The sequence below is a fragment of the Streptomyces cinnamoneus genome (assembly GCF_014650495.1).
GTDB lineage: Bacteria > Actinomycetota > Actinomycetes > Streptomycetales > Streptomycetaceae > Streptomyces > Streptomyces cinnamoneus.
Genome location: NZ_BMVB01000002.1, coordinates 197,591 through 211,264, shown reverse-complemented (window position 1 = coordinate 211,264; position 13,674 = coordinate 197,591). Strand labels below are relative to the sequence as shown.

The following is a 13,674-nucleotide window of genomic DNA, read 5'->3' as shown; positions in this document are numbered from 1 at the left end:
CTCGGAGCACCGGGCTGAGAGGGCGCTGACCTCCGTACGGGAAGCACGTACGGAAGCCGCTGCGTCGACCGCCGAACCTGTTACCGGGTAATGCCGGCGTAGGGAGACTGGTCTGATGACCTCGCAGGATGCACGCACGTCCGAAACCGGCCGGGAGATCGGCTGGCACAAGGACTACGTGACCGGCTCGCGGCCGGACCTCAGGGTTCCGGTGCGGCGGGTCCACCTGACCAACGGGCAGGACGTACAGCTGTACGACACCTCCGGCCCGTACACCGATCCGGCCGTCGAGACGGACGTCCGACGCGGCCTCCACCCGCTGCGGGAGAACTGGATCATCGCTCGCGGCGACACCGAGGAGTACGCCGGGCGCCCCATGCGCCCGGAGGACGACGGCATCAAGCACACCTCGCCCCGCGGCGGGCTGAAGAACCTCGACGCCGTCTTCCCCGGCCGCCCGCGCCAGCCGCGCAGGGGCCGTGGCGGCGCCGCGGTGACCCAGCTCGCGTACGCCCGCCGCGGGGAGGTCACGGCGGAGATGGAGTACGTGGCCCTCCGCGAGAACGTCTCTCCGGAGACCGTCCGGGAGGAGATCGCGGCCGGCCGCGCCGTGCTCCCGGCCAACGTGAACCACCCGGAGATCGAGCCGATGATCATCGGCAAGAAGTTCCTGGTCAAGGTCAACGCCAACATCGGCAACTCCGCCGTCACCTCCTCCATCGAGGAGGAGGTGGAGAAGATGACCTGGGCGACGCGCTGGGGCGCCGACACGGTCATGGACCTCTCCACCGGCCGCAACATCCACACCACCCGCGAGTGGGTGCTGCGCAACTCCCCCGTCCCCATCGGCACCGTCCCGCTGTACCAGGCGCTGGAGAAGGTCGACGGCAAGGCCGAGGAGCTGACCTGGGAGATCTACAAGGACACGGTCATCGAACAGGCCGAGCAGGGCGTGGACTACATGACCGTCCACGCGGGCGTGCTGCTGCGCTACGTCCCGCTGACCGCCCGCCGGAAGACCGGCATCGTCTCCCGCGGCGGCTCGATCATGGCCGCGTGGTGCCTGGCGCACCACAAAGAGTCGTTCCTCTACGAGAACTTCGAGGAGCTCTGCGAGATCCTCGCGGCGTACGACGTCACGTACTCCCTCGGCGACGGGCTGCGCCCCGGTTCGATCGCGGATGCGAACGACGAGGCCCAGTTCGCCGAGCTGAAGACCCTCGGCGAGCTGAACCGGATCGCCAAGCGGCACAACGTGCAGACCATGATCGAGGGCCCGGGCCACGTCCCGATGCACAAGATCAAGGAGAACATCGACCTCCAGCAGGAGATCTGCGACGAGGCGCCGTTCTACACGCTCGGCCCCCTCACCACGGACGTCGCGCCGGCGTACGACCACATCACGTCGGGGATCGGCGCCGCGATGATCGCCTGGTGGGGCACCGCGATGCTCTGCTACGTCACGCCGAAGGAGCACCTGGGCCTGCCGGACCGCGACGACGTGAAGACCGGCGTCATCACGTACAAGATCGCCGCGCATGCGGCGGATCTGGCCAAGGGGCACCCGGGCGCCCAGGAGTGGGACGACGCCCTCTCGGACGCGCGTTTCGAATTCCGTTGGGAGGACCAGTTCAATCTGGCGCTCGACCCGGAGACGGCCCGTGCCTTCCACGACGAGACGCTTCCGGCCGAGCCGGCGAAGACGGCGCACTTCTGCTCGATGTGCGGTCCCAAGTTCTGTTCGATGAAGATCTCTCAGGACATTCGCCGGGAGCACGGCGGCGATCTTTCGGTGGAAGCCGTCGATCCGGCCGCCGGAATGGCGCAGAAGTCCAAGGAGTTCGCTGCGGCGGGCAATCGCGTATATCTGCCGATCGCGGACTGAGCGTCCGGGCACCGGAGAACGACGCCCGCGGAACGCGACCGCGGGCGGCGGTCCGGATCACCGGCCCTATTCGGGCCGGTGATCCGGGCCGCCGAAGTCCGGACTGCTGAAATCCGGGCTGGTGAAGCCCGTGCGCGAGGACGACGACGGGCCGTCGTCGGGGCTGGAGAAGCCAGGGCGCGAATAGCCGAGGTGGGGCGTGCGGCCGGAGCCGGGCGCCTGCCGGCGCACGGATGACGGACGGCCCCCGGCCGGTGCGTTGGCCAGAGCCTCACGGAGGAACGGCATGATGCCGCGGTCCATCAGGGCCTGCCGCCACGCCTCCCGGGCCTGCTCGGCCTCCTTGGTGAGCCGGTCGGCCGGCAGGCCGTCCTCCGGCCGCCGGCCGTTGCGCAGGGCGGTGCGCAGCATGCCGGACATGGCGATCAGCACGCCGGCGACGGTGAAGCCGCCGAACCACCAGCCCACCTTGATCATTTGGTCCGCCACGGCCTCGTTGGTCCCGACCGTCCGCATGACGTAGCCGATGAGGAGGAACAGGAACGCGGCGATCCCCGCCAGTACGGGGGCGAGGACGACGAGGACGGCTCCGGCGCCCGCACCCGGGTCCCCGTCGCCGGGCGGGACGACGGGGTCCGCGCCTGCGTCCGGGTGCTCGTCGCCGGGCGGGGCGGCGTGCGTGACGGCGCGGCCGACCGGCTGGGGCCGGGCGGCGGCCGAGCGGGCGCGCAGCTCCTCGCGCGCGCTGACGAAGTCCTGGTATTCCGGCGCCGCGCACGCGGAGATGGCGGCGGTGGCGCTGAGGGCCATCGTGCGCAGTTGTTCGGTATTGAGCCGCTGTCCTATCGCGGCGGCCAGTGCGCTGATCTCCGGGTCCCGGTCCGCTGAACGCAACGCCCGGTCGAGTACCCGCTCGAATTCCGGGCGGTCCTCGGCCAGCAGGTGCGGAGCGCTGTTCATGTGCATCCCCCGATGCTCCGTAGGGCCCTTGTTGCCGGCTTGTCCCGGCAGTGGGCGGAAACGGAGGAGAGCCTGCTACGGATAAGCCGATGGTAGAGCCGCACCGGCGCGGGGTGACAGTGTGTTTCCCGAATTACCCCGCGGCGGTGGAACTCCTCATCTGCCCGTGGACCGTACCGCTGAACCCTCAGCCGGCCAGCGGAAGTTGTACGACCAGCAGCTTTCCGGCCATGGTGACGCCGCCGTCCATGGCCAGCGCCAGCCCGTCGGCGTACAGATGCGGACCGTCCACCACCGGCGCGCCGCCGTCCTCGTCGTCGGGGTCCTCGGTACCGACCTCGCCCAGGAGGTAGGGGATGGGGCTGTGCCCGTGGACGATGCGGCTGCCGCCGTAGGTCTGCAGCAGCTCCCGCACGGCCATGGGGCCCGCTTCCTCGTCGCGGAAGGCGAAGCGCTTGGTGAACTTGCGGAAGAGGTCCCAGCACTCGTCGGGGTCGTTGCGCTGCAGCGCCTCGGTGACGGCGTCGTTCACGGCCGCGATGGAGTCGCCGTACTCCAGGTAGGCGGTCGTGTCGGAGTGCACGAGCAGGTGCCCGTCCTCGTGGGCGATCGCGTCGAGGCGCGACATCCACTGCAGGTGGTGGTCCTCCAGGCGCTCCATGTCGGTGCGCTGGCCGCCGTTGAGCAGCCACGCGGCCTGGAAGGAGGCGGTGCCGGCGCCGGAGTTGACCGGCGTGTCGGCGAACCGCTTGGCGCCGATCAGCAGCAGCTCGTGGTTGCCCATGAGCGCCTTGCAGTAGCCGCCGGCGGCGGCGGCCTCGGCGGACAGCCGCATGACGAGGTCGATCACGCCGACGCCGTCCGGGCCGCGGTCGGTGAAGTCGCCGAGGAACCACAGCCGGGCGTTGCCCGCGGCCCAGTGGCCCTGCGCGTCGATGAGGCCCTGGGCGGCGAGCGCCTCGTACAGCTCGTCCAGGTAGCCGTGGACGTCGCCCACGACGTACAGCGGGCCGGGGCCGGTGGGCAGCGGCTCGTGCTGGGGCGCGGCGAGGGGGGTCAGCTCGACGGTGGGCACGTCCTGCGGCGGGGCGCTGCGGGCGATCACCGGCAGGTCCCGGGCGGTGGGCGTGTAGCCCTCGGGGTACTCCTGGTACTCCGGGGCGGCCGGCGGGAGCGGGGCGGTCTGGGCGTAGCCGGGCATGGGCGGGGGCGCGGCGTATCCGGGGAAGGGCGGCATCGCCGCCGCGGTCCGTGCCGCAGGTCCCTGACCGGCCCCCTGAGTCATCGACCCCTCCACCATCGCGCCGCCGTGCACCTTGTGGACCTTGCCTGGTCGACGGCGGTCCGTGGTGTCGTGCGCCCATCATAGGAATGACCGTCGCAGGTTGTGACGCACCAGGGGCTGTGAATCGATGCGGGAGACCGGGATCGCCGGTCATTTCTCCCCAAATGAGCCGTTACGTGAGCCGTTCGCGCCGGTCAGGCGGGCTCCGGGCGGCTCCGTGTGGTCGGGGCCCCGCTTCCTCGTGCGCCGGACGCGGGTCCACTCCGGGTTGACGCGGGTCGGCGTGCGGGCCGGATGCGGACGGGGTGGGGGGGTGCCGGTCGTGCCCCCCTCGGACCGGGCCGGGCCGGTCGCAGACGGTTCAGTCCGGGGCGGGTCCGCGCGGGGGACTGACGGTGGTGCGCGGGGGGCGTCGTTCGGAGGAGGTCCGGACGATCAGTTCGGTGGGTATGACCTGTTCCACCGGGCGGCCGCTGTCCAGTCCCTCGATGGCGTCGATGAGGAGCTGCACGACCGCGGTGCCGATGCGCCGCGGCTTGAGCGACAGCGTGGTGATGGGCGGCTCGGTCGTGGCGTAGACCGTGGACTCGCTGCAGCACACCAGCAGCAGGTCGTCCGGTACGCGCAGGCCGTAGCGGCGGGCCGCGGCGAGCAGGTCGGTGCCGTTGGGGTCGAACAGTCCGTACACCGCGTCCGGCCGGTCCGGGCGGGCGAGCAGCCGGTCGGCCGCGACGGCGCCGGCGCAGGGGTCGTGGGCGGGGTACGCCTCGTAGACCGGGTCCTGGCCGACGCGCTCGCACCACTGCAGGTAGGCGGTGGTGGACAGCCGGGTGTAGGTGTCGGTGGTGGTGCCGGTGAGCAGGCCGATCCGGCGGGCGCCGGCGGCGGCGAGGTGGTCGAGGATGCCCAGCACCGCGGCCTCGTGGTCGTTGTCGACCCAGGCGGTCACCGGGAGCGAGCCCGCGGGGCGGCCGTCGGAGACCACGGGGATGCCCTGCCGGACCAGGTCGGAGACGACGGGGTCGTGGTCGGAGGGGTCCACGACGACCGTGCCGTCGAGGGCGACGTTGGACCACACGTCGTGCCGGGAGGTCGCCGGAAGGATGACGAGGGCGTAGCCGCGGGCGAGCGCGGCGGAGGTGGCGGCCCTGGCCATCTCGGCGAAGTAGGCGAACTCGGTGAAGGTGAAAGGTTCATCCCCGTAGGTGGTCACGGTCAGGCCGATGAGGCCGGACTTTCCCGTACGGAGGGTGCGGGCCGCGGCGGACGGGCGGTAGCCCAGTCTGTCGGCGACCTCGCGGACATGGCGGCGGGTCGCGTCCGGTAGCCGGCCCTTGCCGTTGAGCGCGTCGGAGACGGTGGTGATCGAAACTCCGGCGGCGGCGGCCACGTCCCGGATGCCCGCCCGCCCCTGCCGGCTGCCCCTGCGGGACGGTTCCGCCCGGCTCACGTGATGCTTCCCTGCTGCTGTCATGGCGAGCCGATAGTAGGGCTCGGGTGGTCCTTTGGCAGGGCGACCTATTTGACTGTTGACAGACACGTTTCTGCGGTGCTGGAGCCTGCCAATGACCTTGGAAATGAAGGATGTTGAGCGGTTCTGTGCCGGACGGTCGGGTCGTGGCATATCCACGCCGGAGGAATGGTCCAGGTCTCGAAGAGGTCTCAACTCACCTTCACGAGGGACGCGCGCCACGGCGCTCGCCACGGCGCGCAGCAGCACGGGGAGCGCTCCGAAAGTCCTGGACGCCGCCCGGGGGCCTGCTCATAAGGTGTGCGGTATTCATGTCAGTGGTGGAGGAGGACCCGCGGTGACCGAAAAGAACCCCAAGCTGCGCGCGGCGCTGGACGCCGTGCCGACCTACAAGCCGGGGAAGCCGGCGGCCGCCGGCGGGCCCGTCGCCTTCAAGCTGTCCTCCAACGAGAACCCCTACCCGCCGCTGCCCGGGGTCCTGGAGAGCGCCCTCGGTGCGGCGTCCTCGCTCAACCGCTACCCCGACATGGCCTGCACCGGCCTGATGGCGGAGCTGGCCGAGCGCTTCGACGTGCCGCTGTCTCACCTGGCGACCGGCACCGGCTCGGTCGGTGTCGCGCAGCAGCTGGTCCAGGCGACGGCCGGCCCGGGCGACGAGGTCATCTTCGCCTGGCGCTCCTTCGAGGCGTACCCGATCATCACCCAGGTGGCGGGTGCCACCCCGGTGCAGGTGCCGCTGACCGAGGGCGCGGTGCACGACCTGGAGGCGATGCTCGCCGCGATCACCGACCGGACCCGGCTGATCTTCGTCTGCAACCCCAACAACCCCACCGGTACGGTCGTGCGCCGTGCCGAGCTGGAGTCCTTCCTGGACCGGGTGCCCTCCGACATCCTCGTGGTGCTCGACGAGGCGTACATCGAGTTCGTCCGTGACCCCGAGTTCCCGGACGGCCTCGACCTCTACCGCAACCGGCCGAACGTCTGCGTGCTGCGCACCTTCTCCAAGGCGTACGGGCTCGCCGGGCTCCGGGTGGGCTTCGCGGTCGCGCACGAGCCGGTCGCGGCGGCGCTGCGCAAGACGGCCGTGCCCTTCGGCGTGAGCCAGGTGGCCCAGGACGCGGCGGTGGTCTCGCTGCGCAGCGAGACGGCGCTGCGCGAGCGGGTGGACGCGCTGGTGGCGGAGCGGACCCGGGTGGCCGGCGCGCTGGCCGCGCAGGGCTGGACGCTCCCGGAGTCGCAGGCCAACTTCGTCTGGCTGCCGCTGGGGGAGCGCTCGGTGGAGTTCGCGGCCCTGTGCGAGCAGGCGGGCGTGGTCGTACGGCCGTTCCCGGAGGGCGTGCGGGTGACGATCGGGGAGACCGAGGCGAACGACCTCTTCCTGCGGGCGGCGGAGGAGTTCCGCGCGAAGCTGTAGCCGTGGCGGCGTACCGCCGCCCTGTGTGATGCCTGGACGCCGTGTTCCCCGGAGGGGGGCGCGGCGTTCGTCATGTCCGGCCGGGCCGTCCGGCCCGGGCCGAAGGGGTACCCCCCTCGATTGTCCGAAAAGAGGGTGCGTCATAATTGCTTGTGAATGTGAACGCGTTCACAAGCCCGCCTTTATGTCCCTCTTTATCTGGGTCATACAAGGGCAAAAGCACCGACGTGCTGCGTCGGTGGTCGCAAGAGGCAAGGGAGGGACCGAGTGAATCTGGCTTTGGCTCCGGAGACACTGGCGCGCTGGCAGTTCGGGATCACGACCGTCTACCACTTTCTCTTCGTCCCACTGACGATCAGCCTCGCCGCGATCACGGCCGGCCTGCAGACGGCCTGGGTCCGCACGGACAAGGAGAAGTACTTCCACGCCACGAAGTTCTGGGGAAAGCTCTTCCTCATCAACATCGCGATGGGCGTGGTCACCGGCCTCGTGCAGGAGTTCCAGTTCGGCATGAACTGGTCGGACTACTCGCGCTTCGTCGGTGATGTGTTCGGGGCACCGCTCGCGATGGAGGCGCTGCTGGCCTTCTTCTTCGAGTCCACCTTCATCGGCCTGTGGATCTTCGGCTGGGACAAGCTGCCCAAGAAGATCCACTGTGCCTGCATCTGGATCGTGGCCGTCGGCACCGTCCTGTCGTCGTACTTCATCCTGGCCGCGAACTCCTGGATGCAGCACCCGGTCGGCTACACGGTCGACAAGGCGACCGGCAAGGCGCAGCTCACCGACATCTGGGCCGTGCTGACGCAGAACACCACCATGGTCGTCGTCCTCCACACCCTGACCGCGGCGTTCCTCACCGGCGGCGCCTTCGTCGTGGGCATCGCCTCCTTCCACCTGTGGCGCGCCAAGCGCAAGCAGCTCAAGGGCGAGGAGCCCGGCGAGAAGCAGCGCAAGCAGATACCGGCGATGCTGACCTCGCTGCGGGTAGGCCTGGTCGTCGCGGTGATCGCCGGCCTCGGCACGGCGGTCAGCGGTGACGAGCTCGGCAAGGTGATGTTCGAGCAGCAGCCGATGAAGATGGCCGCCGCCGAGGCGCTGTGGGAGACCCAGTCGCCGGCGCCGTTCTCGGTCTTCGCGGTCGGCGACGTCGGCAAGGGCCACAACAGCGTCGAGATCGAGATACCCGGCCTGCTCTCCTTCCTCGCCCACAACAACTTCTCCGACGCCGTCCCCGGCATCAACGACATCGCCGCCCGCGAGGCGGCGGCCTACGGCGGCGAGCCGGAGGACTACATCCCCAGCATCTTCATGACCTTCTGGGGCTTCCGCCTCATGATCGGCTTCGGGATGACGTCCTTCGTGGCCGCACTGATCGGGCTGTGGACCACGCGCCGGAAGCTCTGGCTGGCCCCCGAGTACCGGGCCGCCGAGGGCGAGATCCCCCGGCTCATGCTGACCCGGACCCGCGAGATGGGCCCGTTCCTCACCATGTGGTCCTGGCGCATCGGCATCCTCACCATGGGCTTCCCGCTGATCGCCAACTCCTTCGGCTGGATCTTCACCGAGATGGGCCGTCAGCCCTGGGCCGTCTACGGGCTGATGAAGACCGGCGACGCGGTCTCGCCGGGCGTGAGCCAGGGCGAGGTCCTCACCTCCATGGCCGTCTTCACCGCGCTGTACGCGGTGCTGGCCGTCGTCGAGGTCAAGCTGCTGGTGAAGTACGCCAAGGCCGGCCCGGACACCGACGAGAAGCCCCCGGCGAAGGACCCCCGGCTGCGGTTCCCGTCCGGCGGGGCCGGCGCGGGCGGCGCCGCCGAGGACGCCGACAAGCCGATGACGTTCGCGTACTGACCGGGCGGGGAACGGAGAACCGACCATGCACCTCCACGACTTCTGGTTCCTGCTGATCGCCGTCCTGTGGACGGGCTACTTCTTCCTCGAAGGGTTCGACTTCGGCATCGGCGTCCTCACCAGGACGCTGGCCCGGGACCGCACCGAACGGCGGGTACTGATCAACACCATCGGCCCCGTGTGGGACGGCAACGAGGTCTGGCTGATCACCGCCGCCGGAGCGACCTTCGCCGCCTTCCCCGACTGGTACGCCACGCTCTTCAGCGGCTTCTACCTGCCGCTGCTGGCCGTGCTCGTCTGCCTCATCGTCCGCGGCGTCGCCTTCGAGTACCGCCACAAGCGCCCCGAGGAGCGCTGGCAGCGCAACTGGGAGAACGCCATCTTCTGGTGCTCGCTGCTGCCCGCCTTCCTGTGGGGAGCCGTGTTCGCCAACGTCCTGCGCGGGGTGCCGGTCGGGCCGGACAAGAACTACACCGGTGACGTGCTCGACCTGATGAGCCCCTACGCCCTGCTGGGCGGCCTCTTCACGCTCGTCCTCTTCACCTTCCACGGCGCCGTCTTCGCCGCGCTGAAGACCACCGGCGACATCCGCCACCGGGCCCGCGCCCACGCCGCCCGCCACGGCCTGGCCGCCGCCGTGCTCGCCGTGGCCTTCCTGGCCTGGACGCAGGCCGCGTACGGCAACGGGCGCAGCCTGCCCGCCACGGTCGTGGCCGTCCTCGCCCTGCTCGCCGCCCTGGCCCTGAACCGGTCGGGCCGGGAAGGCTGGGCGTTCGCCCTCTCCGGCGTGACCGTCGCCGCCGCGTTCGCCACCGTCTTCCTCGCGCTCTTCCCCGACGTGCTGCCCTCCTCGTCCGACCCGGCGTGGAGCCTGACGGTGACCAATGCCGCCTCCAGCCCGTACACGCTGGGCATCATGACGTGGGTCGCCGGCTTCGCGACCCCGCTGATCATCGGCTACCAGGCGTGGACCTACTGGGTGTTCCGCAAGCGGATCGGCACCCAGCACATCCCGGCCGCCCACTGAGGTGGCGCCGCGATGAAGCCCGTCGACCCCCGCCTGCTGAGGTACGCCTCCGCGACCCGTCTCTTCCTCGTCGCCTCCGTCGCGCTCGGGCTGGCGGGGGCCGGCCTGGTCATCGTGCAGGCGATGCTGATCGCCGACGTCGTCACCGGGGCCTTCCGGGACGGGCGCACGGCCGGCGACCTGACCGCACCGCTCGCGCTGCTGGCCGCCGTCGCCCTGGGCCGGGCGGCGGTGTCCTGGCTCACCGAGCTGGCCGCCCACCGCGCGAGCGCGGCGGTCAAGTCGACCTTGCGGACCCGGCTGCTGGAGCGGGCCGCCCGGCTCGATCCGGCCGGGCGGAACAGCGGTGAGCTGACCACCCTCGCCACCCGCGGCATCGACGCCCTGGACGACTACTTCGCCCGCTACCTCCCCCAGCTGGGTCTCGCGGTCGTGGTGCCCGTGGCCGTCCTGGCCCGCATCGTCACCGCCGACTGGCTGTCGGCGCTCGTCATCGTCCTCACGCTGCCCCTCATCCCCCTCTTCATGGCCCTCATCGGCTGGGCCACCCAGTCCCGGATGGACCGGCAGTGGCGGCTGCTGTCCCGCCTCTCCGGGCACTTCCTCGACGTCGTCACCGGGCTGCCCACGCTCAAGGTCTTCGGCCGCGCCAAGGCGCAGGCCGAGTCGATCCGTGTCATCACCGCCGACTACCGGAGGGCCACGCTGCGGACGCTGCGGCTGGCCTTCCTCTCCTCCTTCGCGCTGGAGCTGCTGTCCACGCTGTCGGTGGCGCTGGTCGCCGTCGGCGTCGGCATGCGGCTCGTGCACGGCGAACTCGACCTGCACACCGGCCTGATGGTGCTCGTGTTGGCCCCCGAGGCGTACCTTCCGCTGCGCCAGGTGGGCGCGCAGTACCACGCGGCGGCAGAGGGCCTGGCGGCGGCGGACCAGGTCTTCGCCGTGCTGGAGAGCGAGCCCGCCCCGTCCGGCACCGTCCCGGCCCCGGACGCCCGGACCGCGGCACTGACGGTCGAACGGCTCGTGGTCCGGCACCCGGGCCGGCCGGAACCCTCCCTGGCCGAGACCTCGTTCGAGGTGCGGCCCGGGGAGACGGTCGCGGTGACCGGCGCCAGCGGAGCCGGCAAGTCGACCCTGCTGCGGGCCCTTCTGGGCCTCGAACAGCCCAGCGGCGGGCGGGTGCTGGTGGGCGGTGCGGAACTCTCATCGCTCTCCCCCGAAAGCTGGCGGAGCCAGGTGGCCTGGCTTCCGCAACGGCCCCATCTCTTCGCCGGGACGGTCGCCGAGAACGTGCGACTGGCCCGGCCCGACGCCTCGGACGCACAGGTGCGGGACGCACTGCTGGCGGCCGGAGCGCTCGGCTTCGTCTCCATGCTGCCGCAGGGCACTGACACCCGCCTCGGGGAGGACGGAGCGGGGCTGTCCGCCGGGCAGCGTCAACGGATCGCGCTGGCACGGGCGTTCCTCGCCGACCGGCCGGTCCTGCTGCTCGACGAGCCGACGGCCGCGCTCGACGGCGCGACCGAGGCCGCCGTGGTGGCGGCCGTACGACGGCTGGCCGTGGGCCGCACCGTGGTGCTGGTCGTGCACCGGCCCGCGCTGCTCGCCGTCGCCGGCCGCACGGTGCACCTCGGTGGCCCCGGCCCCGTCCGGCCGCCGGCTCCGCCCGCCCTGCCGGCCACGGGGAGCGAACCGGCAGAGGCAGCGGAAGAGGCGCGAGCGGGAGCAGAGGCCGCCGGGGACGACCGGCGGGCCGACGCCCGGGCCCTGGCCCGGGACGGGGCGGCGGTGGGCCCCGGCGACGAACAGGCCGGCGGGGGCGGCCATGCGCCGCAGCCGGCGGGCCCCGGCCCTGCGCGGGCCGGTGACGGCGCACCCGCGGCGGCCGCACGGCGGCCCGCCGGGAACGGGCGGGCGGCGGCCCGTCGCGTCCTGGCGCGGGTGCGGGGGGCCGGGCGGCCCCTGTGGGGGAGGTTCGCGCTGGCCCTGCTGCTGGGTTCCCTCGCCCTCGGGAGCGCCGTCGGCCTGATGGCGGTCTCCGGGTGGCTGATCTCGCGCGCCTCCCAACAGCCGCCCGTGCTCTACCTGATGGTGGCCGTCACCGCCACCCGCGCCTTCGGCATCGGCCGTTCCGTCTTCCGCTACGCCGAACGCCTCGTCTCGCACGACGCCGTCCTGCGGGTGCTGGCGGGCCTGCGGGTCTCGGTCTACCGGCGCCTGGAGCGCCTCGCCCCCGCGGGCCTGCGCCACACCCGGCGGGGCGACCTGCTCACCCGTCTGGTCGCGGACGTCGACGCGCTGCAGGACTACTTCCTGCGCTGGCTGCTGCCGGTCGGTTCGGCAGTGACGGTCGGCACCGCCTCCGTGGCGTTCACCGCATGGCTGCTGCCGGAGGCGGGCGCGGTGCTCGCCGCCGGGCTGCTGGTCGCGGGCGTGGCCGTGCCCGCGCTGTCGGGTGCGGTCGCCCGGCGTGCGGAACGGCAGCTGGCGCCCGCCCGCGGGGAGTTGTCCACTCACGTGGTCGAGCTCCTGGCGGGCACGGCCGAGCTGACCGTGGCGGGAGCCCTGCCGGCCAGGATGGCCCGGTTGCGTCGCGCGGACGCCGCCCTGGCCCGCATCGCCCGCCGTGCCGGCGCCGCCGCCGCGCTCGGCGCCGGCCTGTCGGCCCTGGCCTGCGGCCTGACGGTGACCGGCGCGGCCTGGGCGGGCGTACGGGCCGTGCACGACGGCCGCCTCGGCGGCGTCTGGCTGGCCGTGGTCGTCCTCGTCCCGCTGGCGGCGTTCGAGGCCGTCATGGGCCTGCCGCTCGCGGTGCAGTACCGCCAGCGCGTGCGGCGCTCCGCGGAACGGGTGCACGAGGTGCTGGACGCCCCCCTGCCCGTGCGCGACGGGACGGAACCGGCCCCGCCGTCTCCGTTCCCGCTGCGCCTGGCCGGGCTCACGGCACGGCACCCGGGGCAGGACGTGCCCGCCCTGGCGGACCTCGCGCTGGAGCTGACGGCGGGGCGGCGGATCGCCGTGGTCGGCCCGTCCGGGTCGGGCAAGACCACCCTGGCGCAGGTCCTGCTGCGCTTCCTGGACGCGGAGGCGGGCGCGTACACGCTGGGCGGCCGGGACGCCGCCGCGATGGACGGGGACGCGGTGCGGCGGCTGGTGGGGCTGTGCGCGCAGGACGCGCACGTCTTCGACAGCTCGTTGCGCGAGAACCTGCGCCTCGCCCGCCCGGAGGCGAGCGACGAGGAGCTGCGCGCCGCGCTGGCGGCCGCCCGGCTGCTGGAGTGGGTGGAGGACCTGCCGCAGGGCCTGGACACGCTGGTCGGCGAGCACGGGGCGCGCATGTCGGGCGGTCAGCGGCAGCGGCTGGCGCTGGCGCGGGCGCTGCTCGCGGACTTCCCCGTCCTGGTGCTGGACGAGCCCGCCGAGCACCTCGACCTGGCCACCGCCGACGCCCTGACCGCGGACCTGCTGACGGCGACCCAGGGCCGTACGACCGTACTGATCACGCACCGGCTGGCGGGGCTGGCCGCGGTGGACGAGGTCGTGGTGCTGGAGCGGGGGCGCATGGTGCAGCGCGGGGCGTACGAGGAGCTGGCGGGCGCCGAGGGTCCGTTCCGGCGGATGCTGGAGCGCGAGGCCGGCGAACCCGGGCAGGGAGAGGCCACCGGGCCGGGGCAGGGAGAGGCCGGCGGACCCGGGCAGGGCGCCGCGGTCGTGGAAGACAGCACGGACACCGGCCGTAAGACGCTTTCCCTGGCAAATGGTACTTATTAGGCTGCCTGGC

General features: G+C 72.2%; 8 protein-coding genes. 5 read left to right on the top strand and 3 right to left on the bottom strand.

From position 1 onward, the window contains the following. The first annotated feature begins 115 nt into the window (after positions 1 to 115). Entirely contained in the window at positions 116 to 1,885 is a 1,770-nt protein-coding gene (gene thiC / locus IE182_RS03470; protein WP_190108117.1) for a phosphomethylpyrimidine synthase ThiC, read from the top strand. A 66-nt stretch (positions 1,886 to 1,951) separates the two neighbouring features. Here thiC and IE182_RS03465 read toward each other — a convergent pair whose 3' ends face one another. The 3 genes from IE182_RS03465 to IE182_RS03455 all read right to left on the bottom strand — a co-directional run bounded on the left by IE182_RS03465 (position 1,952) and on the right by IE182_RS03455 (position 5,604). Then, complete coding sequence (locus IE182_RS03465; RefSeq protein ID WP_190108116.1) at positions 1,952 to 2,851, bottom strand: hypothetical protein; 900 nt, start codon at positions 2,849 to 2,851, stop codon at positions 1,952 to 1,954. Between the two features lie 181 nt (positions 2,852 to 3,032). Next, positions 3,033 to 4,145 carry a metallophosphoesterase family protein gene (locus IE182_RS03460; RefSeq protein WP_190108115.1) on the bottom strand — a complete coding sequence of 371 codons (1,113 nt, stop codon included), beginning with the start codon at positions 4,143 to 4,145 and terminating at the stop codon, positions 3,033 to 3,035. Between the two features lie 346 nt (positions 4,146 to 4,491). Then, complete coding sequence (locus IE182_RS03455; RefSeq protein WP_190108114.1) at positions 4,492 to 5,604, bottom strand: LacI family DNA-binding transcriptional regulator; 1,113 nt, start codon at positions 5,602 to 5,604, stop codon at positions 4,492 to 4,494. A 334-nt stretch (positions 5,605 to 5,938) separates the two neighbouring features. On the opposite strand from IE182_RS03455, the gene hisC reads away from it, so the two are divergent. The 4 genes from hisC to cydD all read left to right on the top strand — a co-directional run bounded on the left by hisC (position 5,939) and on the right by cydD (position 13,664). Beyond that, positions 5,939 to 7,015, top strand: a complete 1,077-nt coding sequence (gene hisC / locus IE182_RS03450) for a histidinol-phosphate transaminase (protein WP_190108113.1) — start codon at positions 5,939 to 5,941, stop codon at positions 7,013 to 7,015. A 267-nt stretch (positions 7,016 to 7,282) separates the two neighbouring features. Beyond that, complete coding sequence (locus tag IE182_RS03445; RefSeq protein ID WP_190108112.1) at positions 7,283 to 8,866, top strand: cytochrome ubiquinol oxidase subunit I; 1,584 nt, start codon at positions 7,283 to 7,285, stop codon at positions 8,864 to 8,866. 25 nt (positions 8,867 to 8,891) lie between these two features. After that, positions 8,892 to 9,893 carry a cytochrome d ubiquinol oxidase subunit II gene (gene cydB / locus IE182_RS03440; protein ID WP_190108111.1) on the top strand — a complete coding sequence of 334 codons (1,002 nt, stop codon included), beginning with the start codon at positions 8,892 to 8,894 and terminating at the stop codon, positions 9,891 to 9,893. A gap of 12 nt (positions 9,894 to 9,905) precedes the next feature. After that, positions 9,906 to 13,664 (top strand): thiol reductant ABC exporter subunit CydD, encoded by a 3,759-nt coding sequence (gene cydD / locus IE182_RS03435; RefSeq protein WP_190108110.1) that lies wholly within the window; start codon positions 9,906 to 9,908, stop codon positions 13,662 to 13,664. The last annotated feature ends 10 nt before the right edge of the window (positions 13,665 to 13,674 follow it).

What these genes read in the sequence shown, in the direction of transcription:
- cydB (WP_190108111.1), top strand. Translation starts at nt 8,892, where the DNA reads ATGCACCTCCACGACTTCTGGTTCCTGCTGATCGCCGTCCTGTGGACG.
- IE182_RS03465 (WP_190108116.1), bottom strand. Translation starts at nt 2,851, where the DNA reads ATGCACATGAACAGCGCTCCGCACCTGCTGGCCGAGGACCGCCCGGAA.
- IE182_RS03455 (WP_190108114.1), bottom strand. Translation starts at nt 5,604, where the DNA reads ATGACAGCAGCAGGGAAGCATCACGTGAGCCGGGCGGAACCGTCCCGC.
- cydD (WP_190108110.1), top strand. Translation starts at nt 9,906, where the DNA reads ATGAAGCCCGTCGACCCCCGCCTGCTGAGGTACGCCTCCGCGACCCGT.
- IE182_RS03460 (WP_190108115.1), bottom strand. Translation starts at nt 4,145, where the DNA reads ATGGTGGAGGGGTCGATGACTCAGGGGGCCGGTCAGGGACCTGCGGCA.
- thiC (WP_190108117.1), top strand. Translation starts at nt 116, where the DNA reads ATGACCTCGCAGGATGCACGCACGTCCGAAACCGGCCGGGAGATCGGC.